Below are 23,847 nucleotides of genomic sequence, written 5' to 3' on the forward strand. Positions count from 1 at the left end.
CTACTCGGCCTGCTCCAGCGCGGCGGGCATCTTCGCCACCGACATCAGCGATCGCGCGATCTGGTTGAGCAGGAGATCGGCATTCTCTTCTTCCGCAAGGGATTTGGAGAGCAGGGCGACGATCGCGCTGTGGCGCAGCTGCTGCGCCAGGTTGCGCGCGGTGGTGTAGCCGGACATCTCGTAATGCTCGACGCGTTGCGCCGCAGAGATCAGCGCGAGGTCGGCGGCTGCATCCTCCTTCTCTTGGCTTTCCTTCATGACCTCCTGGCCTTCCTCGATCAGGCCCATCATGCCCTTGCAAGGCTTGGCGCGCGCGTTCTCGCCGAGCAGCTCGAAGCACTCGTTGATGCGCTCGACCTGATTTTCGGTCTCGGCCAGATGCTGCTCGAACAGTTCCCGCAACTGGTCGAAGCGGGCGGACTGCGCCATCTTCGGGAGCGCCTTGGTCAGCTGCTTCTCGGCATGGAGGATGTCACGCAGCTCATGGAGCAGCAGATCGGTCAGGCCGGCCTCGTCGACAGGCGGCGAGCTCTCCGTGACGATCGGGGTGGCAGCGCCGGGATCGGCGGATTGCAGCGCAGGCGATTCCGTGAACACCCAGTCCTCGCCCTCGTTCCACGGGCCGCGGGTGTCGATTTCGCCGTGGTCGCCGCTGCCGGTGGAATCGTTGAAGTACTGGTTCACGAGGCCGGGCGTCGGGGCAATCCGGCCGATGCTGAAGGCCGGCTTCGACAGGCTCTCGAGTGCGCGCGCGAACGCCTTCATATGCGTGATCTCGCGTGTCATCAGGAATTGCAGCGCGTCCTTGCTGCCGGCATCGTCGCAAAAATTGATCAGGCGCTCGTAGACGATCTTGGCACGCGCTTCGGCGGCGATGTTGCTGCGGAGATCGACGTCGAGCTCGCCCGTGATCTTGAGATAATCGGCGGTCCAGGGATTGCCTTGCGAGTTGAACAGATTGACGCCGCCTCCGCCGGCAATCGCGATCAGAGGATCGGCCTCCGCCGCCTGGCGGTCATTCCGCGAGGGCGCAAGATGCATCCGGGCGAGGCAACCGACGACCTCGAGATGGCTGAGCTCTTCGGTGCCGATATCCATCAAGAGGTCCTTGCGGTCGGGATCCTCGCAATTCAGTCCCTGAATCGAATATTGCATCGCAGCCGCAAGTTCGCCGTTGGCGCCGCCGAACTGCTCGAGGAGCATATTGCCGAAGCGCGGATCGGGTTCGTCGACGCGCACGGTGAACATCAGCTTCTTGACGTGGTGATACATGGGGAGACTCGCGTGCTGGAGAGAAACTACGCGACAACGAGGCCTCCAGCCGTTCGTTCCTAAGTCTCTCCAGGATCGAGGCTGTCGTTGCCCCGGACCTCTGCCAGGGAGCGCGATGGCTTACGGCGTCACCGCACTGCGCGCGACGGCGCGCGGGGCCGTCAGTTCCTTCCAGGTCGAATTTGCCACATGCACCGGCGAGAAGGCGGGACGTTCGACGTATCGCCCATCGCCGGCCTCGGCGCGCAGGTCGCCATCCGTCCAGACGATACGGCCGCGCGACAGGGTCGCGGCCGCACCGCCGGTGCAGGCAAAGCCCTCGAACACGTTGTAATCGATCCGGCTCATCTGCCGTTTGGCACTGATGGTCTTGCTCTGCTTGGGATCCCACACCACGATGTCGGCATCCGAGCCTATGACGACCGCGCCCTTGCGCGGATAGATGTTGAGGATGCGGGCGATGTTCGCCGAGGTCACCGCGACGAATTCCTCTTTGGTCAGCCGCCCCGTGGCGACGCCCGCGGTCCAGAGCAGCGCCAGGCGATCTTCGAGGCCGCCGGTGCCGTTCGGGATCTTCCTGAAATCGCCGCGCCCGAACCGCTTCTGCTCGGTGGTGAAGGCGCAATGATCGGTCGCAACCACCTGGAGCGAGCCGGCTTGCAGGCCGGCCCAGAGGCTGTCCTGATGCTGTTTGTCGCGGAACGGCGGCGACATCACGCGCTGTGCGGCATGATCCCAGTCCTTGTTCTGATATTCACGCTCATCCAGCAGCAGATGCTGGATCAGCGGCTCGCCATAGACGCGCTTGCCGGCGGCGCGTGCCCGCGCGATGGCCTCATGCGCCTCGCGGCAGCTGGTGTGCACGATATAGACCGGCGTGCCTGTCATATCGGCGATCATGATGGCGCGGTTGGTGGCTTCGCCCTCGACCTCCGGCGGCCGTGAATAGGCGTGGCCTTCCGGGCCCGTGACGCCGCGCGCGATCAGGGCGTCCTGCATCAGGGCGACGACGTCGCCGTTCTCAGCATGGACAACCGGCATGGCGCCGAGATGGGCGCAGCGCGCGAACGAATTGTAGAGCTCGTCGTCGTTCACCATCAGCGCGCCCTTGTAGGCCATGAAATGCTTGAAGGTGTTGATGCCGTAGGTTTTGACCACAATCTCCATCTCGTCATGGATCTGCTTCGACCATGACGTCACCGCCATGTGGAAGCCGTAGTCGCTGGCCGCCTTCTCGGATTTGTGCCGCCACTCCTGATATGCCGCGAGCATGGATTGGCCGGGATCGGGCAGGCAGAAATCCACCACCATCGTGGTGCCGCCGCTCAGCGCCGCCTTGGTTCCGGATTCGAAGTCGTCGGCGGTGACGGTGCCCATGAACGGCATTTCGAGATGGGTGTGCGGATCGATCCCGCCCGGGATGACGTAGGCGCCGCCTGCATCGATGACCTCGCTACCTGTCGGCGCATCGAGCGCTGCGCCGATCGCGACGATGGTCTCGCCGTCGATCAGCACGTCCGCGCGGCGCGAATGATCGTGATTGACGACGGTGCCGCCGCGGATGAGGAGGGGCATGAGGTGCTCCGAGAGGTGAAGGGACGGCTCGAAGGCTAAGCGCGCGACTGGCGATGCGACAGGTGAAATTTTAGTCAGCCGCCGCCGCTCCTTTCACGTCGTGCGCGATCAGCCCGTCGATCATCGCGCGCACGAGGCCCGTGATCTCCTTGCGCAGCGCCGGCAGCGGCACGGCCACCAGCTTCCGCTCCAGCCCGAGCGCCGCCATGCCATGCACGGCCGAGAACAGGCTGCGTGCGGTGATGCCGAGTTCCTCCGGGCTGCGCCCAGGAAACAGTGCGGCCAGCGGCTGGTAGATATGACGGAACAGCTGCATCTGGTCGTGCACGGACCAATCCGGCACCAGCTTGCCCGTCTCCATCCGGTGCTCGAACAGCGCGCGCCAGAGCTGGAGGTTTTCGGCGGCGAAATCGCAATAGGCGAGGGCGATGCGGACCAGGGATTCCCGTGGCGATGGCTCGCCGGCATTTGTTGCGAGAGTCAGCGTCTCGTCGAGCCGGAGCAGCGTGCGCGAGCCGACCCGCAGGATCAGTTCGTCGACATCAGCCACGAGATTGTAGACCGCGCCATTGGCGCAGCCGATCTCGCGGGCCAAATCGCGGGTCTTGAGACCCGCCAGCCCCCGCTCGGCGATCATCTGTTCGGCCGCCTGGATCAGGGCCGCACGCAATTTCTCTCGCCGTTCCAGGGCCTTAGTCATTCTTAACCAAATTCTTGAGCGTCGCTCAAAATAATATTGAACGATGTTCAAGGTTCCTGCTACAAACCATCTGTGAGCAACGCTCATAGACAGGGAGCAACCAATGTTCAAGACCGTCGTGACCCTCTTCCGCGGCAGCGTCGCCGCTGCGGGCGAGGGACTGGAAGATCGCACCGCCCTTCTGATCCTGGATCAGCAGATGCGCGATGCAGCCGCAGCCGTCGAGCGCAGCAAGCGCACGCTGGCGCTGGCGATCGCGCAGGACCAGCAGGAAGGCCGCAAGCTCGAGGCAACGAATGCGCGCATCGCCGATCTCGAGACCCGTGCCGTTGCGGCGCTGGATGGCGGCCGCGAGGACCTCGCCAAGGAGGCCGCCGAAGCCATTGCGGCGCTGGAGGCCGATCGCGATGCGGCCATGACGGCGCGCGCGCTGTTCGCGACCGAGATCATCAGGCTGAAGCGCCACGTCGCCAACGCGCAGGCCCGCATCACCGAGCTCGATCGCGGTCGCCGGATCGCCCGCGCCTCGGAAGCGGTGCGCTCGCTTCGCCGCAGCGGCATCGAGGCCGCGCGCCCCTATGAATCGACATTGCCGGAGGCGGAGGGGACGCTGAGGCGTCTGCGCGAGCGGCAGATGGAGGCTCAGGCGGCCGACGATGCCCTGGTCGAGCTCGACGCGGCCACCGGCCCGCTCGCCACCGCCGAACGACTCGCCGAGCAGGGCTTCGGCCCGCGGCTCAAGACGACCGCCGACGATGTGCTGGCGCGCTTGAAGTCCAGGCGCATGCCGGCGGCCTGATCTCAAGTTCCAATCCGAACGCAATCATCATTCCAATCGACAGGAGACCATCATGAACCAGAATGGCCAGCCCCACAGCGGCGCCTGGGTGAGCTTCACCTACGCGTCCTTCGCAGCTTCCGCCTTCCTCGTCGCCATCGGCATCTTCTTCCTGCCGATCGACCTCTGGATGAAGGGTTATCTCACCATGGGCATCGTGATGATGATCCAGACCTGCGTCACCCTGACCAAGACCGTGCGCGACAATCATGAGAGCAGCCGCCTCGTGAACCGCATCGAGGATGCCAAGGCCGAGCGGCTGCTGATGGAGGTCTCCAAGGCGGCGTAAGGCGAACGGTCGCAGCGCGCGCTCTGGGGCGACAGGGGCGCGCGCGGCAGGCAGGGTGCATTGTGCTTCGCGTGCAGGTGCGATATGGCTCTCGCGCTTTCCAGAGGCGGAGACGAGCTTTGTCGAAACAATCCCTGCGCGAGGAGGCCGAGCGCCTGATCCGCGAATCGATGGAAAAGAAGACCATCGTGGTCAAGCAGGGCACGACCCGCATCGAGGCTGTCTGCGGCAAGTGCGGAGCGCCGAACCGGGTGCAGGCGGAGAAGGGCCAGACCCGCGTCAAGTTCGCCTGCAAGAACTGCGGGCATAAGCAAGAGACGTTGTAGGCGTCTTCACCTCATCCGGGTCGCCCCCGGCGATGCGCAGCATCGTCCGGCGCGATCCGGCTAGAGGCCCTACGGCCTCTCCCTCACATCACCTGATGCACGTCGATCACGACGCGATCCGCATGGCGCGCCGCTGACGCCACGAAGATGTGCTCCATCAGCCAGCGGTACGTCTCGTGCCCGGTCTCGAACTTCGGCACGGTGCGGAAATAGATCAGCTTCGGATCGACCGGCTCGCCGCGCTTGAGCTTGTGCAACAGCTCGACCGGACCGAAGCGCATACCCTTGTTCTCGACGTAGACGGTCGCACCGTCGTCGGTCTCGAAGGCGTATTTCGCTTCGAGATCGATCAACTCGTTGGGCCGGATGGTCTGGAAGTCGGCGCCGAAGGGGAGCACCTTTCCGCTGACCGCGCCCGTCACCTCGCCGCCGATGATCGGAATGATGCGGCGGACGCCGATCCCGGTCTCGCCCGCGGTCACGACGTCGCCGATCCGCGCGGTGATGGTGAAAACGTATCTTGTTTCGAGGGTCGGGGTGGTCATGTCTGCCTCCAATCATCGACGAGCCTTCCCTTCTCCCCTTGTGGGAGAAGGTGGCGCGAAGCGCCGGATGAGGGGTCTATCTCCACAAGCGTGCTCGCGGAGAGAGATCCCTCACCCGTCTCGCCGCTATCGCGGCGAGCCACCCTTTCCCACAAGGGGAGAGGGGAAGCAGCCACGCCGTGCGGCATTCAATCTTGTCACCTCTAATGCGCCATCATCCGCGTCGGCAGCCAGGTTGCCAGCAGCGGGAAGGCGATCAGGATCACGAGGCGCACGAGGTCCGTTGCCACGAACGGGCTTACGCCCTTGAAGATGGTGGAGAAGGAGACGTCCTTCACCACGCTTTTTATGACGAAGACGTTCATGCCCACGGGCGGAGTGATCAGGCCGAGCTCGACGGTCACGACGATGATGATGCCGAACCAGATCGGATCGAACCCCAGATGCATGATCACCGGGAAGATGATCGGCACGGTCAGGATGATCATCGCCATGGCATCCATCAGGCAGCCGAGCACGAGATACATCACCATGATCAGCGCCAGCACGCCGTAGGGGCCGAGGCCGAGCCCGGTGAGGAATTCCGTCACCTTCTGCGGCGTCTGCGTCACCGTGAGGAAATAGCCGAAGATCAGCGCGCCGATCAGCACGGTGAACACCGCAGCCGCGGTGCGCGTCGCCTGCAGCAGCGAGGCCAGCACCTTCTCGCGGTCGAGCCGGCCGGTCAGCACGCCGATGATGAAGGCCCCGGTCGCGCCGACGCCGCCGGCCTCGGTCGGCGTGAAGCGCGGCAGGAAGGGCAGGCCGTAGAGGCCGCCGATGACGAAGATGAACAGCAGCACCGGTGCCCAGATCTCCTTCAATCCGGCAAAGCGCTCGCGCCACGGCGTCACCTTGCCCTTGGGCAGGAACTCGGGGCGGAAATAGCCGATCAGGGAGATCGTGATCATGTACATGGTCATCGCGAGCAGGCCCGGGATGATGCCGGCGATGAACAGCTTGCCGATGTCCTGCTCGGTGATGATGCCGTAGACCGCAAGAACAGTGGATGGCGGCAGCATCGCGCCCAGCGTGCCGCCGGCCGCGATCACGCCGGTGGCGAAGGATTGCGGATAGCCGAAGCGCCGCATCTCGGGATAGGCGACGGCGGAGAAGGTCGCCGCGGTCGCGACCGAGGAGCCGCAGATCGCGGCAAAGCCGCCGCAGGCGCCAACGGTGGCAATGCCGAGTCCGCCGCGCAAATGTCCGACGAAGCCGTTGGCGGCGCGGAATAGCTCGCGGCTCATGCCGGAATTGCTGACGAAGGAGCCCATCAGCAGGAACATCGGGATGACGCCGAAGGTGTAGTCGGTCACGGTGCGCATGGTGACCTGACCGACCATCTTCAGGGCCGGTGTCGAGCCCACGAGATAGCTGAAGCCGCACACGCCGACGAGGCCCATGGCCATGCCGACCGGCACGCGCAGCAGCATCAGGGCGAACAGGGCGACGAAGCCGATAACGGCGACGGCGTCGGTACTCATGGTTACTCCGTCACCTTGATGTTGGGTTCATGCATGTCTTCGGGGTGGAAGATCAGCCGGTACGTGCGGATCGCGATCAGCAGCACGGCGCAGACGTCGCCGATCCACGCGACGAGGAAGAACGGCCATGTCGGCATGTGCAGGTCGAAGGTCTGAACGTTGTCGTTGTAGGTCAGCCGGACCTTGTCGAACAGCGTCCAGGTCTGCACGGTGACGACGAACAGCAGCACCAGGGTCGCGAACACGTCGATCCAGCGCTGATGGCGCGGCCCGACATTGCCCCAGACCAGGTCGACGGTGATGTGGGTGCCGCGATAGGAGGTTGCCGCGATGCCCCAGAAAATGAGGATGCCGAGCAGCATTCGGCCGATGTCGAAGCTGTCGGGGATCGAATAGTTCAGCGTGTTGCGCAAGAGCACCGACAGGAAGATGTCGAGCGCGACGATGCCGACGAAGCCGGCCGCGATCCATTCGATCGAGTCGATCACGCGATCCATCCAGGAGCGCTTCATGGGTGTTTCCTAAGCACTGCTATTCTCATTCTCGGCTCTGGCGGCGGCACTTCGCCTCTCCCCGCTTGCGGGGAGAGGCCGACACGCGAAGCGTGGCGGGTGAGGGGGACTATCCACGCGTCCGATTGTCACCGTCCCTGCGGAGACTCCCCCCCACCCCAACCCTCTCCCCGCAAGCGGGGAGAGGGGGAAGAGACACGGTGCGCTCCTCACCTGCTCTCAGCTTGCAAGGCAACGGCGGCAGGACCAATCCCGCCGCCGCGTTTCCTTCGCCACCGCGTCACTCCGCCAGCGCGTTGTACTTCTTCAGCGAGGCCTTGAGCTCCGCGAGCGCCGCATCCGGTTCGGCGCCGGCCTTCTTGGCGCCGTCGCCCCAGGTCTTGACCAGCGGCTCGGCGGCCTTCTTCCAGGCGGCGATCTGCTCGGGCGTCAGCTTGTAGACCTCATGGCTGGATTCCGCCTTTACCTTGGCGATGCCGGCGTCCTCGAACTTGCCCCAATGCTCGCCGACCGCGCCTGCCATCTCGACCGTGCAGTTCTTGTCGATCGCGGCCTTCTGCTTGTCGGACATCGCATTGTACTTGGCCTTGTTGATCACGAACACGAAGGTCGTGGTGTAGAGCGGCGCCTCCATGTCGTATTTGGTCACCTTGTCGATGCCGAACAGCACCAGTGAGCCCCAGGGGAAGGTGACGCCGTCGGCGACGCCGCGCTCGATGATGTCGCGCACTTCCGGCGCCGAGGACTGCACATTGGTGCCGCCAAGCGAGGTGACGAAGTTCGCCATGGTAGCGTGCGCCGGGCGGATCTTCATGCCCTTCACGTCCTCGGGGTTGACGATCTTCTTGGTGCGGGAATGGAACGAGGAGGGCGAGTGGACGAAGGCGAGGCAGTATTTGACGTCCTTCATCTCCTTCTCGGCAAATTTGCGATACCACGCGTCGAGCCCCATCGAGCCGCCCTTGGCATCCGAGATCAGGAACGGCAATTCCCCGGCGCCGATGATCGGGAAGCGGCCGGGCTGGTAGCCGGGATTGACATAGGTGACGTCGGCGATGCCGTCGCGCGCCATGTCGTAATGGTCGAAGGCCTTGCCGAGCTGCTGGGCCGGAAACACCTTGCCGGTAATGGTGCCGCCGGAATCCTTGTTCACCGCAGCCACCCAGTCTTCCAGCGATTTCTGCAGCGGATGCGATGCCGGCACCCAGTGCGAGACCTTCAAGTCAAATGTCTTGTCCTGCGCGAGCGCGGGGCTCACGCTTGCTGCCAGCAGCAAGGCCAGACAGGCTTTCCTCATCACGCGTCTCTCCCTTTTGCGACGGCGGGCTTCGTTGGCCCGGTCTCGTTAATTAACATGTTATCTAATTCGCCGGCGCGTTCAAGCCGGAACTGAGGCCCGCCGTGTCGCGCCATCTACGTCAGTCATGTTGCATGGATTTGTCGCTGCTCGGGCGACCACCGCTCTCCCTTTGCGCAAACGTTATATGGTATAATTATCGCCTGCGAGCCTTTGCCACAAGCAGGCTGCGGCCAAAGCCTAACAGGATCGGAAGCAGCATGTATTGCGGACAAAGGTCGCAATCGTCGGGCCGTTGCGGCGATGGCGGGGCTCGTTTCAAACATCTGCACAAATTCCGTTTAAAGCTTTGTAGGTGATGCATTCCTCGCGTCATTCGCTTCCAATGCAGCCGAGGCAATGAAGCGAGACCGCCATGACCCGCACCGACATCCCCGCCGGCTACGAGCCACATTTCCGCAAAGCGCCGCTGACCGATCCCTGGGAGCCGCTCTATTCGAAGAAGACCGATAAGGGCGTCACCGTCGGACTGCGCCTGGCGACGCCGCACACCAACGCCCGCGGATTGATCCATGGCGGGCTGATCGCGGCGCTCGCTGACGCCGCCATGGGCTACAGCTGCGCCCAGGCGACGGGCTGGACCACGTCATTCGTCACCATCTCGCTGTCGGTCGACTATGTCGGCGCCGCCGAGATCGGCCAATGGCTGGCGGTCGAGGGCGAGGCGATCAAGACCGGGAACACGATCTGCTTCGCGCAGTGCCTGGTGAAGGCGGACGACGCCGTGATCGCGCGGGCCAGCGGCACGTTTCGGGTAGTGCCGAAGAAGGGGTGAGGCCCAACTCTCTCCGTCGTCATGCCCGGGTCAAGCCCGGCCATGACGGAAAAGATCACCCAAACCTCCACTCCGCCGTCTCCACCACGAGGTCGACGAACGCGCGCACCTTGGCCGAGAGCAGGCGCGAGGTCGGGTAGACGATGTGGATCGGCAACGCCGGCTGCTCGTATTGCGCCAGCACGATCTTCAGGCGCCCGCGCTTCAGGCCCTCGGCGGCCTGATAGGCCAGCACCCGCGTCACGCCGCCGCCGGCCTCGGCATATTGCAGGGCGGCGTCGGCGCTGTTGCTGATGAAGCGAGGCGACAGCGGCAGCCCGATATCGCGGCCGTCGCGCAGGAAGCGCCATTCGGACCAGGGGCCGAACTGGATGGTCTGGTGCGTGGCGAGCGCTTCCGGCGTCTTCGGCTCGCCGTTGCGCTTGAGATAACCGGGCGCGGCCACCACGATCCGCCGCATCTCGCCGACCTGGCGCGCCACAAGCGAGGAATCAGCGAGATGGCCGATCCGCACCGCGGCATCGACGGCGTCCTCGACGAGGTTGACGAGATGGTCGGACAGCCTGAGTTCGGCGGCGACCTCGGGATAGCGCTTGAGATAGGCGGTCATGAGAGGCCCGACATGCAGCCGGCCGAAGCCGACCGGCGCGGACACGACGAGACGCCCGCTCGGCCGATTGCGCTCCTCCCGCGCCGAGCCGTCAGCCTCCTCAACGTCGGCGAGGATGCGCCGCGCGCGCTCCAGGTAGCGCGTGCCGACGTCGGTCAGCGCCACCTGCCGCGTGGTCCGCTGCAGCAGCCGCGCGCCGAGATGCTCCTCCAGCGCCGCGATCGTCCGCGTCACCGCCGACGGCGACAGCCGCAGTTTGCGCGCGGCCGGCGCGAAGCCGCGCAGGTCGGCGACCGTGACGAAGACGTGCATGGCTTCCAGGCGGTCCATGGACATTATTGCATAAATCGCAATGATGAAGTGTCAAGCTGCTCAATTGTTTTAGACGCCGAAAGGTCCAGATTAGGCGCGGAAGACGCAGCAATGCGCCGGAATTTCAGGAGATGTTCCGATGACGGCAGTTCACACCTATGCCAGCGACGTGGCCTTTTCGCCGGCGGTGAAGACGATCCAGGCGCGCAAGGGCTCGCGCGAGGCCTATGCGCGCAGCGAGCAGCGCGGCTGGCGCACCGAGGTCGACGACAATCTCGCCGCGTTCCTGGCCGACGCCAACAGCTTCTATTTCGCCACGGCTTCAGCCGACGGCCAGCCCTACATCCAGCACCGCGGCGGCCCGAAGGGCTTTCTCAAGGTGCTGGACAAGCAGACGCTCGCCTTCGCCGACTACGCCGGCAACCAGCAGTTCATCACGCAAGGAAATCTCTCGGAGAATCCCAAGGCCTACATCTTCGTGATGGACTACGCCCACCGCCGCCGGGTGAAGATCTGGGGCGAGGCGCGCGTGGTCGAGAACGACGAAGCCCTGACCACGTCATTGATGCCGAAAGACTACCGCGCCCGGCCCGAGCAGGTGATCCTCTTCAAGATCGCAGCCTGGGACACCAACTGCCCGCAGCACATCCCGCAGAAGTTTGATGCAGCCGATGTCGCGGCCGCGCTCGCCGCGAGGGATCAGCGGATCGCAGAGCTGGAAGCGGAGGTTGCGGCGCTGAAGGGGTAGGCGGCGAGCTTAGCCTCTAACGAAAGCTGAAGCAGGCTGCGCGGTGCACCCTCTCCCCTTGTGGGAGAGGGTGGATTCGATGCGAAGCATCGAAGCCGGGTGAGGGGTTCTGTCCTCTCGGACGGTCTCACGCGCGGAGAGAACCCCTCATCCGGCGCTTCGCGCCACCTTCTCCCACAAGGGGAGGGAAGAAGAGCGCTGAATCGCTAAATCACACTCTCGCCTTCGTGCTGGAAGCCGAGATAGCTCGCGGCCACCCGTTCGTTGGCGGCGATGTCGCTGGCCTTGCCGCTGAGCACGAACTCGCCGAGCTCCATGACGTAGGCGTGGTCCGCGATCTTCAGCGCGGCCTGCGCGTTCTGCTCGACCAGCAGCACGGAGACGCCGGCGGCGCGGAGCTCGGTGACGATGCGGAAAATGTCGGTGACGATGATCGGGGCAAGGCCCAGGCTCGGCTCGTCCAGCATCAAGAGCTTCGGCTCGCCCATCAGCGCGCGGCCCATCGCGAGCATCTGCTGCTCGCCGCCGGAGAGTGTGCCGGCGAGCTGCTTGCGCCGCTCCTTCAGCCGCGGAAACAGCGCATAGACCCGCTCCATCGAGGCTTTGGCCTTGCTGCGCTCGATCCGGAACGCGCCCAGCTCGAGATTGTCCTCGACATTCATGGTCACGAACAATTCGCGATGCTCGGGAACGAGACCGAGCCCCATCGCGACGCGGTCCTCGATGTCGAGCCGGGCGAGATCCTGCCCGGCAAAGGCGACGCGGCCCTTCAGCGGCAGGATGCCCATGATGGCCGAGAGCAGCGTGGTCTTGCCGGCGCCGTTGGCGCCGACGATGGTGACGATCTCGTTGGCTCCGACCTCGAGCGAGACCGAACGCACTGCCTCGACCTTGCCATAGGCGACATGCGCGTCGGTGACGGACAACAGCGTGCTCATGCCGCCACTCCGAGATAGGCCTTGATCACTTCGGGATTGGTCTTGATCGTCGCCGGCGTGCCCTCCGCGATCTTGGTGCCGAAATCGAGCACCACGATGCGGTCGGCAAGGTTCATCACGAAGCCCATGTCGTGCTCGACCAAAAGGACGGACATCCCGCCGTCGCGCAGCTCGCGGAGCAGTGTTGCCAGCCGCTGCTTTTCCATGTGGCGCAGTCCGGCTGCCGGCTCGTCGAGCAGCAGCAGCATCGGATCGACGCAGAGCGCGCGGGCGATCTCGACGATGCGCTGCTGGCCGAGCGAGAGCGAGCCTGCCAGCTGGTGCATCTGCTCGGCGAGGCCGACGCGCTCGATCTGGCGGGCGGCCTCGGCGAGCAGCTTGGCCTCGTCAGCGCGGTCGAGCCGCAGCATCGAGGAGATTGGGCCGGAATGGCCGCGCAAATGTGCGCCAATCGCGACGTTCTCCAGCACGGTCATGTCGGGGACGAGCTTGACGTGCTGGAAGGTCCTGCTGATACCGAGCTTGACGATCTCCTGCGGCGGCGCGTTGTCGACCTTCCTGCCGAGCACCGAGATCGAGCCCGAGGTTGCCGACAGCACGCCGGTGATCAGGTTGAAGGTCGTGCTCTTGCCGGCGCCGTTCGGGCCGATCAGCGCGACGATCTCGCGGGCCTGCACGTCGAAGGACACGTTGTTCACCGCGACCACGCCGCCAAACTGCTTTCGCGCCTTCTCGACCTGAAGCAGGACGCCGGTCTCGGCGGGCGCGCGGGTGCGATGCTCCAGCTTCAGCGAGGTGTCCGGCTTCCTGCCGTCGGTGCGCTCGGGGAAGAACGACATCAGCCAGGGCCAGAGGCCGCCGGGCGCAAGCTGCAGCAGCGCCACCAGCATGATGCCGAACACGATGGTCTCGACCTGGCCGGAGCCCGGCAGGATCAGCGGCAGATAGCTCTGCAGCACCTCTTTCAGGATCACGACGATCGCCGCGCCCAGCACGCCGCCCCAGACATAGCCGGCGCCGCCGACCACTGCGATGAAGAGATATTCGATGCCCATATGCGCGCCGAACGGCGTCGGGTTCACGGCGCGCTGGAGATGGGCGTAGAGCCACCCGGACAGGCCGGCGAGCACCGCGGCGTGGATGAACACCAGCAGCTTTGCCCGCGGCGTGTGGACGCCGAACGCTTCGGCGGCGACATGGCCGCGGCGCAGCGCGCGGATGGCACGGCCGGTGCGGGAGTCCAAGAGGTTCATCGTCAGCAGGGCCGAGAGGATCACGGCGACCCAGATCGCGTAATAGATCGAGCCGGGCGAGAGCATCTTGAAGGCACCGATCGACAGCGGCGGGATCGCCGAGATGCCGTCGTTGCGTCCGAGAAACTCCAGCTTGCTGAACAGGTAGAACAGCCCGAGCCCCCAGGCGAGCGTGCCGAGCGGCAGATAATGCCCCGAGAGGCGCACGGTGATTAGCCCCAGCAGCACCGCGAGCGAGCCGCTGACCACGAGCGACAGCGGCAGCGTCAGCCAGGGCGACAGGCCATAGGCCGTCGTCAGCACGGCGGTGGTGTAGGCACCGAAACCGACGAAGGCGGCCTGCCCGAACGAGGTGAGGCCGCCGACGCCGGTCAGCAGCACGAGGCCCATCGCGACCAGCGCGGCAAGGCCGATATTGTCGAGCAGCACGATCCAGAACGGGGGCACGCCCGGGATGAGCGGGATCGCCGCCATGAGAATCGCAAAGACGAGGATGGGAAGCCGGCTCTGCATCGGGCTCAGTCCTTCTCTTCCTCGACCGCGGGCGCGGCGAGCGAGCGCAGCAGCAGCACGGGGATCAGCAGCATGAAGACGATCACCTCCTTGTAGTTGGAGGCATAGAAGGACGAGAACGCCTCGACGATGCCGACCACCAGCGCCGCGACGGCGGTGAGGGGATAGCTGACGAGGCCGCCGATGATCGCGGCAACGAAGCCCTTCAGCCCGATCAGGAAGCCGGAGTCGTAGTAGAGCGTCGTGATCGGCACGATCAGGATGCCGGAGAGTGCGCCGATCACGGAAGCTAGCAGGAAGGCGATCTGGCCCGACAGCGTGGTGCGGATGCCGGCAAGCCGCGCCCCAAGCCGGTTGACCGCGGTCGCGCGCAGCGCCTTGCCGTAGAGCGTCAGGCCGAAGAACAGCCAGAGGGCGACGATGAAGGCGATGGTGATGGCATAGACGGTGATGCTCTGGCCGGTGAAGCGCAATGCGCCGGCGGTGAAGGCGCCGGACAGCACGGCAGGCCCGCGCTGGCCTTCGGCGCCGAAGAACAACAGGCCGAGGCCCTGCAGCGCGAGGTGGACGCCGACCGAGGCGATCAGCAGCACCAGCACCGAAGTGTGCGCCAGCGGCTGGAAGGCGATGCGGTAGAGATAGAGGCCGATCATCGCCACGATCACCAGCGACAGCGCGATGCAGACCGCGACCGGCGCCTTCTGCGCGGCGAGGGACAGGGTCAGCGCCAACACGATCGCGGGCAGCACGACGTTGGCGATGAAGCTGCGGACGACCAGCCGCCCGTGCAGCGCCTTGCGCGCTACGAACAGGTCGAAGACGAAGGCGCCGATGCCGAGCGCCAGCGCCAGCTTTGCCGTGCCCGGCATCTGGCCGGCGGCCAGCGAGGCATAGGTCAGCGCGCCGTAGGTGACGAATTCGCCCTGGGGAATGAGGATGACGCGGGTGACGGCGAACACCAGCACCAGCGCCAGGCCGAGCAGCGCATAGATCGCGCCATTGGTGATGCCGTCCTGCACCAGGAACAGCATGATGGTGGTATTCAAGACCGGACGCTCCCCCTAATCCGGACCGGTCCCCTCGATTGCGGTGGACGGTCCGCTCACAGCCATTGAAAAACGCAGGCGATATTTGGTATGGTCCATAACAATTATCAAATATAACTTCAAGGGTGGGAACGACCCGCCCCGGAATTTAGCGGGATTACGAGCACGAGGCGATGACCGTTTCCAAAACCGCTGAAAAGTCCTCCGACAAGCCGGCCGACGCGGCCAAGGGCCGCAAGGAGGCAGGCGAGCCGCAGGCGGAGGCCCTCCAGCTCGGCGAGCTTTCCGAGCAGCTCGGCTATGTCCTGAAACGTGCGCAGCTCAAGGTGTTCGAGAATTTTCTGCGCTGCATGGCCTCGCTCCAGCTGACGCCGGCGCAGTTCTCGGTGCTGCTCCTGGTCGAGAAAAACCCCGGCCGTAACCAGACCGAGATCGCCTCCACGCTCGGCATCCTCAGGCCGAACTTCGTAGCCATGCTCGACAATCTGGAGAGCCGCGACCTCTGTGCGCGGATCCGCTCCACCAACGACCGGCGCTCGCACATCCTGGTCTTGACCGACAAGGGCAAGGCCGTGCTGGCGCGCGCCAAGAAGCTCGTCGCCACCAAGCACGAGGCCCGGCTGAACGATCTGCTCGGCCAGGCCAACCGCGAAGCCCTGATCGAGATGCTCGCGAAGATCGCCAACGAGTTTTGACTCTTACCCTCTAGGGGAGGGTAAGCGAACGTCAATCCACCAAAATCACCCTGATGTCGTTCACGTTGGTCAGCGTCGGTCCAGGCTGTAGCAGGTCGCCGGTCGCCTCGAAAAACGTGGTGGCGTCGTTGTTGGCGAGATAGGCCTGCGGCTCGAGCCCCAGCGCCTTCATCTTCGCGAACGTCGCCGCATCGATCAGCGCGCCGGCGGGGTCGGTCGGGTGGCCGGCGCCGCCATCGGCGCCGTCGGTGTCGCCGGCCAGCGCCGCGATGCCGGAAGTGTCCTTCAAGAGCGAGGCCAGGGCCAGCGCGTATTCCTGGTTCGGCCCGCCGCGCCCGTTGCCGCGCACGGTGACCGTGAGCTCGCCGCCGGAGAGAATCGCGACGCGCTTGCCCTGGCTGCGTGCCTGAAGCGCCAGCCTGGCGTGATCGGCGGCGACCTCGCGCGCCTCGCCTTCGAGATCGGCGCCGAGATCGATGGTCTCGTAGCCGGCCTCGCGCGCGAGCTTGACCGCAGCGTCCAGCGACTGCTTGGGCCGCGCGATCAGCTCGAACGACGCGTGCGCAAAGGCGGCGTCGCCCGGCTTACAGCTCTCGTTGTTGGGATCGTCGAGCGCGCGCCGCACCGCATCGTCGATGTCGAGCCTGTATTTCGCCACGATCGCGCGCGCATCCGCCAGCGTGGTCGGATCGGGCACGGTGGGGCCGGAGGCGATCGCGGACGGATCGTCATGCGGCACGTCGGAGATCGCGAGCGTCACGATCTCCGCGGCGTTGCTGCCAGCGCGGGCGAGGCGGCCGCCCTTGATCCGCGACAGGTGCTTGCGCACGACGTTCATCTCGCCGATCGGCGCGCCCGAGCGCAGCAGCGCCTTGTTGACCGCCTGCTTCTGCGCGAAGCTGATGCCGTCCACCGGCGCGATCCAGTTGGCCGAGCCGCCGCCGGTGAGCAGCACCAGCAGGAGATCGTCCGGCCCGGCCTCGCCCGCGAGTGCGAGCGTGTCGGCCGCGCCCTTCAGGCCCGCTTCGTCAGGCACGGGATGACCGGCCTCGACCACGCGAATGCTGCGCGTCGGCACGCCGTAGCCGTGGCGCGTGGTGGCGATGCCGACAAGGCGCTCCGGCGCCAATCCCAGCGCATCGAGATAATGCCGCTCCGCGGCTGCGGCCATTGCGCCGGCGCCCTTGCCGGCCGCAAGGCAGATCACGCGCCCTCTGGGCGCAGGCCGCAGGTGAGGGGCCAGCACCACGCTCGGATGGGCGGCAGCAACGGCAGTGTCGTAGAGCGCGCGGAGCAGGGGACGTCGGTCGGTCATGGACGATGGCCTTGCGCAGACTGGACTGGCGGCGACGAGGTCGCCGCCATCTGCCTACCGCATCGTGTGCCAAAGCGTAAGCGCCTTCGCCGTCATTCGATTGTGCAATCGCGTGATCATAATTGGCACACAAGCAAAAGCCCCCTGCGCGATCAGCGCAGGGGGCTCGTCGTCCGGGCTTTGAAGCTTCTAGCCGCCGGCGTCGGCGCTGATCACCTCGCCGAACAGGTCCCACTTGTCGCCCTTGAACTTCATCAGCTGCAGCGAGCTGATCGGTGCGAAGTCGTTCGGCCCGGTACTGATCTTGATGCCGGGCAGCAGCACTTCGGTGCGGAAGTCCTTCAGGCTCGCCGCCTGCTTCATGACGTTCTCGCGCGTGAGATTGTCGCCGCATTTCTTCAGCACTTCGACCAGCGTCTGCGCGACGCCGTAGCCGACGATGGTGCCGCCGTCGAGCTTGTCGCCCTCGGGGAAGTACTTCGTCATGAACTCCAGGAACGCCTTCATGCCGGCGTCGTCCTTCCACTGCGGATCGGAGACGTCCTTCAGATAGGCGGCCGAGATGATGTCCTGCGAATTCTCGAAGCCGGCGGGCTTGATCACGCTGCCGACCGAGGCCGAGACGTTGTTGAGGAAGTGGGTCGGCTTCCAGCCGATCTCGGAGATCTTCTTGATCGCCTGCGCCGCGAACTTCGGCGTGGTGATGTTGATGAAGACGTCGGCGCCGGTGGCTTTCAGCTTGACGATGTGGTTGTCGATGGTCGGCTCCGACGTCTCGTAGCTTTCCTCCAGCACGATCATGCTCGCGGCCTTGGCCCCCAAGCCGTCCTTAAGGCCCTTCAGGTAATCCTTGCCGTAATCGTCGTTCTGGTAGAGCACGCCGATCTTGGCGTTCGGCATGGCCTTGAGGATGTATTTCGCGTAGATCTGCGTCTCGCTCTGGTAGTTGGGTTGCCAGCCCATGGTCCACGGGAAGTTCTGCGGATCGTTCCACTTGGTAGCGCCGGTGGCGACGAACAGCTGCGGCACCTTCTTCGAGTTCATGTATTTCTGGATCGCGGAGTTCGGCGGCGTGCCGAGCGAGTTGAAGACGAGCAGCACCTCGTCGCTCTCGACCAGCTTGCGCGCCTGCTCCACCGTCTTCGGCGGCGAGTAGGCGTCGTCGTAGGAGACGAAATTGATCTTGCGGCCGTTGATGCCGCCCTCTTCGTTGATCTTCTTGAAATAGGCGGCTTCGGTGCGACCTATGATGCCGTAGGCGGAGGCCGGTCCGCTGTAGGGCATGATGTTGCCGATCTTGATCTCGGTGTCGGTCGCACCGGTATCGTATTTTTTTTGGGCCGTTGCGGTTGAGGCCGAGGCCGCGATGAGCGCGAGCGCCAATGATGCGGCCGCAAGCTTGCCGGTGACAGCAGGCATTCCAATCTCCCTGTTTTTTCTTTGTGTGTGCGTCCCTTTTCTTGTCTCGTTTTTCTTCGCGACGCGGCCGCAATTCAATACGATTTGCCTGAACGCTTCAAGGAAAAGCCCCTGCGGCATGGCCGCAGGGGCTGCGTCTTTAGTCGATTTGGCTACATCTTGAGCAAGTGGTTAATGGTCAGCCGCCGACGTCGCCGCTCAGCACCTCGCCAAATGGCACCCAATGCTCGCCCTTGAACCGGATCAGTTGCAGCTGCGACAGCGGCGCGAAGTCGGTGGCCGAGGTGTTGACCTTGATGCCTGGCAACAGGCCCGCCGGCTCGAAGTCCTTGATGTTGGCGGCCTGCTTCATGATGTTTTCGCGGGTCAGATTGTCGCCGCAGGCCTTGAGCACGTGAACGAGGCCTTGGGCGACTATGTAGCCGTACATCACCGAGGCATCGGCGCGGTTCGCTTCCGGATAGTACTTATCCAGGAATTCGTTCCAGGCGATCATCGCCTTGTCGTTTTTCCACTGCGCGTCGGTCGGATCCTTGAAATATTGCGACGAGATGATGTCCTGCGCGTTCTCGAATCCGGCCGGCTTGATTACGCTGCCGATCGAGGCCGAGACGTTGTTGAGGAAGTGCAGCGGCTTCCAGCCGATCTCGGCGTTCTTCTTGATCGCCTGTGCCGCGAATTTCGGCGTCGTGATGTTGAAGAACACGTCGGCGTTGGTCGACTTCATCTTGACGATGTGGGAGTCGATGGTCGGCTCGGAGACTTCGTAGCTGTCCTCGATGACGATCATCGAGGCGGCCTTGGCTCCGAGCCCGTCCTTGAACCCCTTCAGATAGTCCTTGCCGTAATCGTCGTTCTGGTAGAGCACGGCGATCTTGGCGTTCGGATGGTTCTTCAGGATGTACTTGGCGTAGATGATCGACTCGATCTGGTAGTTGGGTTGCCAGCCCATCGTCCACGGGAAGGTCTGCGGGTCGTTCCACTTCGTGGCGCCGGTGGCGACGAACAGCTGCGGAACCTTCTTCTGGTTCATGTACTTCTGGATCGCCGAGTTCGGCGGGGTGCCGAGCGAGTTGAAGATCAGCAGCACCTCGTCGCTCTCGACCAGCTTGCGCGCCTGCTCCACGGTCTTCGGCGGGGAATAGGCGTCGTCATAGGTGATGAAGTTGATCTTGCGGCCGTTAATGCCGCCTTCTGCGTTGATCTTGCGGAAATAGGCCTCTTCGGTCTTGCCGATCACGCCGTAGGCGGACGCGGGACCGCTATAGGGCATGATGTTGCCGATCTTGATCTCCGTGTCGGATGCGCCGGTGTCGTATTTCTTCTGCGCGAGCGCTGTCGTGGACAGCGTGGCGGCTAGCACGAGGGCAGCCGAGAAGGCCCCCAATCGCACATGCATTGCAGGCATTTTGATCTCCCTGGACAGGATTGAATGTGTCGTTTGTTCTTATTGGGAGCGATCGTTGCGCGTCGCTCCGTCACGCATTCAATACCTATCCACGGCCGTCAGCAAGAAGAACGCCTGCACGGGCCTCGCGCAGGCGGCGATCTCGTCGAAGGCGGTGCTGAATATTCCGGCGCGTGAGATTCTTTTTGCGGGGCAAACTCACCGCTTGAGTTGCTTTACGAGAAGGCGGCTATTTTGAATTGCGTCGTTCAGTGGCTCATCTCGCTCGAGATGATGTCGCCGAACAGCTCCCATTTCCTGCCCTTGAAGCGCATCATCTGCAGCTGCTCGATCGGGGCGAAATCGTCGGGCGCGGTGTTGATCTTGATGCCTGGCAGCAGCGTGTCGGGTGCGAAGTCCTTCAGGCTGGCGGCCTGCTTCATGACGTTCTCGCGGGTGAGATCGTCGCCGCACATCTGCAGCACCTTCACGATGGTCTGTGCGGCGGCATAGCCGTACACGACGCCGGCATCGAGCTTGTTGGCCCTGGGCTCGTATTGCGCGAGGAAACTGTAGAACTTCTTCATGCCGTCGTCGGCATTCCACTGCGGGTCGGAGCCGTCCTTGGTGTAGGTCGCCGACAGGATGCCTTGCGAGACTTCAATGCCCGCCGGCTCCAATACGCCGCTGACCGAAGCCGAGACGTTGGAGATGATGTGCATCGGATGCCAGTTGATCTCCGCGGCTTTCTTGATTCCCTGCGCGGCGAATTTCTGGTTGGTGAGGCTGATGAAGATATCGGCGCCGGCCGCCTTCAGCTTCACGACTCGCTCGTCGATTGCGGGCTCGGACGTGTCGTAGGCTTCCTCCCGCACGATCATCGAAGCCTTGGCGCCGAGGCCCTCCTTCAACCCGTTTAGATAGTCCTTGCCGAAATCGTCGTTCTGGTAGAGCACGCCGATCTTTCCGTTTGGCTTCTCCTTCATGATGTATTTGGCATAGATCCGGGCCTCGCTGACGTAGCTCGGCTGCCAGCCCATGGTCCAGGGATATTGCTTGGGGTCGTTCCATTTCGAGGCGCCGCTCGCCACGAACAATTGCGGCACCTTCTTCTCGTTCATGTACTTGCGGATGGCGCTGTTGGTGGAGGTGCCGAGCGAGCCGAAGATCAGCAGCACGTTGTCGCTCTCGACCAGTTTTCGCGCCTGTTCCACCGTCTTCGGCGGCGAATAGCCGTCGTCATAGGAGATGAATCTGATCTTGCGGCCGTTGATGCCGCCCTCGGCATTGATCTTGTTGAAGTAGGCTTCCTCGGTCCTGCCGATCGCAGCATAGCCGGAGGCCGGACCGCTGTAGGGCATGATGTTACCGATCTTGATCTCGGTATCGGACGCGCCGCTGTCGTATTTCTTCTGCGCCAGCGCCTCGCCGCTCATTGCAGTGCACAAGGCAAGCGCGGCCCAGAGCGTCGCAACCTGGGAACGAACGGCGGCCATTGCTCTCCTACCCCGGGATGGATCGATCGCATTGAACAAGATTGGCGCCTGTCGTCAACAAAAAGCCCCCGCGACTGTCCGCGGGGGCTCCTCGTCCTCGATCATCGCGTCACGCGTCACTCGGAGGCGACGTCACCGCTGATGATCTCGCCGAATAGTTCCCACTTCTCGCCCTTGAAGCGCATCATCTGCAGCTGCGCGATCGGAGCGAAGTCGGTGGCGCTGGTGTTGATCCTGACACCGGGCAGCAGCGTATCCGGAGCAAAGTCCTTCAACGAGGCAGCCTGCTTCATGATGTTGGCGCGGGTGAGATCGTCACCGCACATCTCCAGCACCTTGGCCAGCGTCGAGGCGGCGCCATAGCCATAAACCATGCTGGTGTCCGACTTGTCGGCACCCGGCATGTACTTGTCGACGAACTCGTTCCACTTCTTCATGCCGGGGTCGTTGGCCCATTGCGGATCCGTGGAGTCCTTGGCGTAGGCGGCCGACAGCACGCCCTGCGCGTTCTCGAAGCCGGCCGGCTTCATCACGCTACCGACCGAGATCGACACGTTGGTGAGGATCTGGAGCGGCTTCCAGCTGAGCTCGGCGGTCTTCTTGATGGTCTGGGCCGCGAACTTCGGCGTGGTGTAGATCAGGAGCACGTCGGGATTGGCGGCCTTGATCTTGACGATATGGCCGTCGATCGACGGCTCGGAGACCTCGTAGCTCTCCTCCATGACGATCATGGACGAGGCCTTGGCGCCGAGGCCGTCCTTGGTGCCCTTGAGGTAGTCTTTGCCGAAATCGTCGTTCTGGTAGAGGATTGCGATCTTGGCGTCCGGCTTCTCCTTCATCAGCCATTTCGCGTAGATCTGCGCTTCGCTCTGGTAGGAGGGCTGCCAGCCCATGGTCCAGGGGAAGTTCTTCGGGTCGTTCCACTTGGTGGCGCCGGTCGCGACGAAGAGCTGCGGGATCTTCTTGGAGTTGAGATACTTCTGGATCGCACTGTTCGAGGGCGTGCCGAGCGGGTTAAAAACGACCAGCACCTCGTCGCTCTCGACCAGCTTGCGAACCTGCTCGACAGCCTTCGGCGGCGAATAGCCGTCGTCATAGGTGACGAAGTTGATCTTGCGGCCGTTGATGCCGCCCTTGTCGTTGATCATCTTGAAATAGGCTTCTTCGGTCTTGCCGATGATGCCATAGGCCGACGCCGGACCGCTGTACGGCATGATGTTGCCGATCTTGATCTCGGTATCGGACGCGCCGGTGTCGTATTTCTTTTGGGCGAGTGCAGCGCCGGAGGTGAGAGTGATGGCCGCCGTTGCCGTGATCAGCGCGGCGGCTCGCAGTGTTCTTCCAAAATACAATTCGGTCTCCTTGGTTAATTCAACGGGTCTTCAGTTCTTCCTGAGCTTGCCGACGAGTTGCTGGCCCAGGATCGCGACCTGCCTTGCGCCATGCGGCACGAGGTAGATGACGAGGAACAGCAGCACGCCGAACACTGCGCCGGAGAGGCCCTTGGAGATGCTCTCCGCCATGTTCGGCACGAAGATGATGAAGGCCGCGCCGACGAACGAGCCGGGCAGCCAGCCGACGCCGCCGACCACCATGCCGAGGAACAGCGAGATCGCGAGCGTGATGGTGTAGCTGTCGGGCGCGACGAACTGCACCGCGATGGCGCCGAGCGAGCCGGCAACGCCGGTGATGCCGGCGGATACGCCGAAGGCCAGCGTCTTGTACAGCGCGACGTTGACGCCCATGGAGGAGGCCGCGATCTCGTTGTCGCGGATCGCCATGAAGGCGCGGCCCGAGCGGGAGCGCAACAGGTTCACCGAGAAGATGTAGATCGCGACCGTCACGGCAAGCGTGAAGTAGTACAGCCACATGTCCTGCGACATCGGCAAGCCGAACGGTGCGTCTGGCTTGGTGACGACGAGGCCCTGCACGCCGCCGGTCCAGTGCTCGAGGAAGTTCAGCTTGAGCAACTGCGGCATCGCGGTCGCGAGCGCAAAGGTCGCGAGCGCGAGATAGATGCCCGATAGCCGCAGCGCCGGCTTGCCGAACAGGTAACCGAATCCGAAGCAAATCACGGCGGAGATCGGAATGGTCAGCGCGTAGTTGACGTTGGCATGTTCCATCAGCACCGCAGACACATAGGCGCCGACGGCGTAGAACGCGCTCTGGCCGAGCGAGAACTGGCCGCTTCCGCCGGTCAGGATGTTCAGCGCCAGCACCGCGAGCCCGTAGATCAGGAGCATCGTCATCTGGAAGATGATGAAGTTCTTGACGAACATCGGCACGATCAACAGCGCGGCCAGCACCACCAGCGACGTGCCGGTGCCCAGCGTCATGGCCCGCTTCGGAACCGCCTCGACCGCCTCGTGGCCCTCGGCGACGACTTCTTCTGCTGCGCTCATG

General features: G+C 64.0%; 23 protein-coding genes. 6 read left to right on the top strand and 17 right to left on the bottom strand.

The window, feature by feature from the left end; genetic code table 11:
- The 3 genes from I6F33_RS02900 to I6F33_RS02910 all read right to left on the bottom strand — a co-directional run bounded on the left by I6F33_RS02900 (position 1) and on the right by I6F33_RS02910 (position 3,547).
- Positions 1–1,272, bottom strand: a complete 1,272-nt coding sequence (locus I6F33_RS02900) for a DUF892 family protein (protein WP_225141017.1) — start codon at positions 1,270–1,272, stop codon at positions 1–3.
- Positions 1,273–1,392: 120 nt separating this feature from the next.
- Positions 1,393–2,847, bottom strand: coding sequence for a dihydropyrimidinase (gene hydA, locus I6F33_RS02905; protein ID WP_225141019.1), 1,455 nt, complete (start codon positions 2,845–2,847; stop codon positions 1,393–1,395).
- A gap of 70 nt (positions 2,848–2,917) precedes the next feature.
- Positions 2,918–3,547 carry a TetR/AcrR family transcriptional regulator gene (locus I6F33_RS02910; RefSeq protein WP_074447688.1) on the bottom strand — a complete coding sequence of 210 codons (630 nt, stop codon included), beginning with the start codon at positions 3,545–3,547 and terminating at the stop codon, positions 2,918–2,920.
- A gap of 103 nt (positions 3,548–3,650) precedes the next feature.
- On the opposite strand from I6F33_RS02910, the gene I6F33_RS02915 reads away from it, so the two are divergent.
- From I6F33_RS02915 to I6F33_RS02925, 3 genes are all read left to right on the top strand, one after another.
- Positions 3,651–4,346, top strand: a complete 696-nt coding sequence (locus I6F33_RS02915) for a PspA/IM30 family protein (RefSeq protein ID WP_225141021.1) — start codon at positions 3,651–3,653, stop codon at positions 4,344–4,346.
- Positions 4,347–4,398: 52 nt separating this feature from the next.
- Positions 4,399–4,674 carry a YiaA/YiaB family inner membrane protein gene (locus I6F33_RS02920; RefSeq protein ID WP_035997898.1) on the top strand — a complete coding sequence of 92 codons (276 nt, stop codon included), beginning with the start codon at positions 4,399–4,401 and terminating at the stop codon, positions 4,672–4,674.
- A 119-nt stretch (positions 4,675–4,793) separates the two neighbouring features.
- On the top strand, positions 4,794–5,000 hold the full coding sequence (locus tag I6F33_RS02925) for a hypothetical protein (RefSeq protein ID WP_025033895.1): 207 nt from the start codon (positions 4,794–4,796) through the stop codon (positions 4,998–5,000).
- 83 nt (positions 5,001–5,083) lie between these two features.
- Here the strand turns inward: I6F33_RS02925 and I6F33_RS02930 are convergent, their stop codons facing one another.
- The 4 genes from I6F33_RS02930 to I6F33_RS02945 all read right to left on the bottom strand — a co-directional run bounded on the left by I6F33_RS02930 (position 5,084) and on the right by I6F33_RS02945 (position 8,877).
- The gene (locus tag I6F33_RS02930; protein WP_035997901.1) at positions 5,084–5,545 is read right to left on the bottom strand and encodes a DUF3237 domain-containing protein; all 462 of its coding nucleotides are present in this window, start codon (positions 5,543–5,545) and stop codon (positions 5,084–5,086) included.
- Positions 5,546–5,748: 203 nt separating this feature from the next.
- Positions 5,749–7,068 (bottom strand): TRAP transporter large permease, encoded by a 1,320-nt coding sequence (locus tag I6F33_RS02935; protein ID WP_035997903.1) that lies wholly within the window; start codon positions 7,066–7,068, stop codon positions 5,749–5,751.
- Positions 7,069–7,070: 2 nt separating this feature from the next.
- Positions 7,071–7,580 (bottom strand): TRAP transporter small permease, encoded by a 510-nt coding sequence (locus I6F33_RS02940; RefSeq protein WP_036021501.1) that lies wholly within the window; start codon positions 7,578–7,580, stop codon positions 7,071–7,073.
- A gap of 280 nt (positions 7,581–7,860) precedes the next feature.
- Complete coding sequence (locus tag I6F33_RS02945; protein ID WP_225141024.1) at positions 7,861–8,877, bottom strand: TRAP transporter substrate-binding protein; 1,017 nt, start codon at positions 8,875–8,877, stop codon at positions 7,861–7,863.
- A 415-nt stretch (positions 8,878–9,292) separates the two neighbouring features.
- Here I6F33_RS02945 and I6F33_RS02950 point away from each other — a divergent pair, with 415 nt between their 5' ends.
- The gene (locus tag I6F33_RS02950) at positions 9,293–9,712 is read left to right on the top strand and encodes a PaaI family thioesterase (protein WP_035997915.1); all 420 of its coding nucleotides are present in this window, start codon (positions 9,293–9,295) and stop codon (positions 9,710–9,712) included.
- Between the two features lie 55 nt (positions 9,713–9,767).
- Here I6F33_RS02950 and I6F33_RS02955 read toward each other — a convergent pair whose 3' ends face one another.
- Positions 9,768–10,652 (bottom strand): LysR family transcriptional regulator, encoded by an 885-nt coding sequence (locus I6F33_RS02955; RefSeq protein ID WP_225141304.1) that lies wholly within the window; start codon positions 10,650–10,652, stop codon positions 9,768–9,770.
- A gap of 121 nt (positions 10,653–10,773) precedes the next feature.
- Here I6F33_RS02955 and I6F33_RS02960 point away from each other — a divergent pair, with 121 nt between their 5' ends.
- Complete coding sequence (locus I6F33_RS02960; RefSeq protein ID WP_225141026.1) at positions 10,774–11,382, top strand: pyridoxamine 5'-phosphate oxidase family protein; 609 nt, start codon at positions 10,774–10,776, stop codon at positions 11,380–11,382.
- 206 nt (positions 11,383–11,588) lie between these two features.
- Here the strand turns inward: I6F33_RS02960 and I6F33_RS02965 are convergent, their stop codons facing one another.
- Genes I6F33_RS02965 through I6F33_RS02975 form a run of 3 tightly spaced genes read right to left on the bottom strand, consistent with a single transcriptional unit; the run spans position 11,589 to position 15,132 of the window.
- Positions 11,589–12,320, bottom strand: a complete 732-nt coding sequence (locus I6F33_RS02965; RefSeq protein ID WP_225141028.1) for an ABC transporter ATP-binding protein — start codon at positions 12,318–12,320, stop codon at positions 11,589–11,591.
- Positions 12,317–14,086 (bottom strand): ATP-binding cassette domain-containing protein, encoded by a 1,770-nt coding sequence (locus I6F33_RS02970; RefSeq protein WP_128264314.1) that lies wholly within the window; start codon positions 14,084–14,086, stop codon positions 12,317–12,319. Before I6F33_RS02970 ends, I6F33_RS02965 begins: the two co-directional genes overlap by 4 nt.
- A 5-nt stretch (positions 14,087–14,091) precedes the next feature.
- Positions 14,092–15,132 (bottom strand): branched-chain amino acid ABC transporter permease, encoded by a 1,041-nt coding sequence (locus I6F33_RS02975; protein WP_225111654.1) that lies wholly within the window; start codon positions 15,130–15,132, stop codon positions 14,092–14,094.
- Between the two features lie 173 nt (positions 15,133–15,305).
- Here I6F33_RS02975 and I6F33_RS02980 point away from each other — a divergent pair, with 173 nt between their 5' ends.
- Positions 15,306–15,827, top strand: coding sequence for a MarR family winged helix-turn-helix transcriptional regulator (locus tag I6F33_RS02980; protein WP_035997926.1), 522 nt, complete (start codon positions 15,306–15,308; stop codon positions 15,825–15,827).
- A 31-nt stretch (positions 15,828–15,858) separates the two neighbouring features.
- Here the strand turns inward: I6F33_RS02980 and I6F33_RS02985 are convergent, their stop codons facing one another.
- The 6 genes from I6F33_RS02985 to I6F33_RS03010 all read right to left on the bottom strand — a co-directional run bounded on the left by I6F33_RS02985 (position 15,859) and on the right by I6F33_RS03010 (position 23,846).
- The gene (locus I6F33_RS02985; protein WP_225141030.1) at positions 15,859–17,142 is read right to left on the bottom strand and encodes a glycerate kinase; all 1,284 of its coding nucleotides are present in this window, start codon (positions 17,140–17,142) and stop codon (positions 15,859–15,861) included.
- A 189-nt stretch (positions 17,143–17,331) separates the two neighbouring features.
- Positions 17,332–18,561, bottom strand: a complete 1,230-nt coding sequence (locus I6F33_RS02990) for an ABC transporter substrate-binding protein (RefSeq protein WP_035997932.1) — start codon at positions 18,559–18,561, stop codon at positions 17,332–17,334.
- 178 nt (positions 18,562–18,739) lie between these two features.
- On the bottom strand, positions 18,740–19,969 hold the full coding sequence (locus tag I6F33_RS02995; protein ID WP_035997935.1) for an ABC transporter substrate-binding protein: 1,230 nt from the start codon (positions 19,967–19,969) through the stop codon (positions 18,740–18,742).
- 248 nt (positions 19,970–20,217) lie between these two features.
- Positions 20,218–21,444, bottom strand: a complete 1,227-nt coding sequence (locus I6F33_RS03000) for an ABC transporter substrate-binding protein (protein ID WP_109142407.1) — start codon at positions 21,442–21,444, stop codon at positions 20,218–20,220.
- Positions 21,445–21,560: 116 nt separating this feature from the next.
- On the bottom strand, positions 21,561–22,796 hold the full coding sequence (locus tag I6F33_RS03005; RefSeq protein ID WP_109142408.1) for an ABC transporter substrate-binding protein: 1,236 nt from the start codon (positions 22,794–22,796) through the stop codon (positions 21,561–21,563).
- A 30-nt stretch (positions 22,797–22,826) separates the two neighbouring features.
- A complete protein-coding gene (locus I6F33_RS03010; protein ID WP_036021517.1) occupies positions 22,827–23,846 on the bottom strand; it encodes a branched-chain amino acid ABC transporter permease in 1,020 nt (339 codons plus the stop codon).
- Position 23,847: the final 1 nt, after the last annotated feature.

This window comes from Bradyrhizobium sp. BRP20, from assembly GCF_020194215.1.
Classification (GTDB): Bacteria; Pseudomonadota; Alphaproteobacteria; order Rhizobiales; family Xanthobacteraceae; genus Bradyrhizobium; species Bradyrhizobium yuanmingense.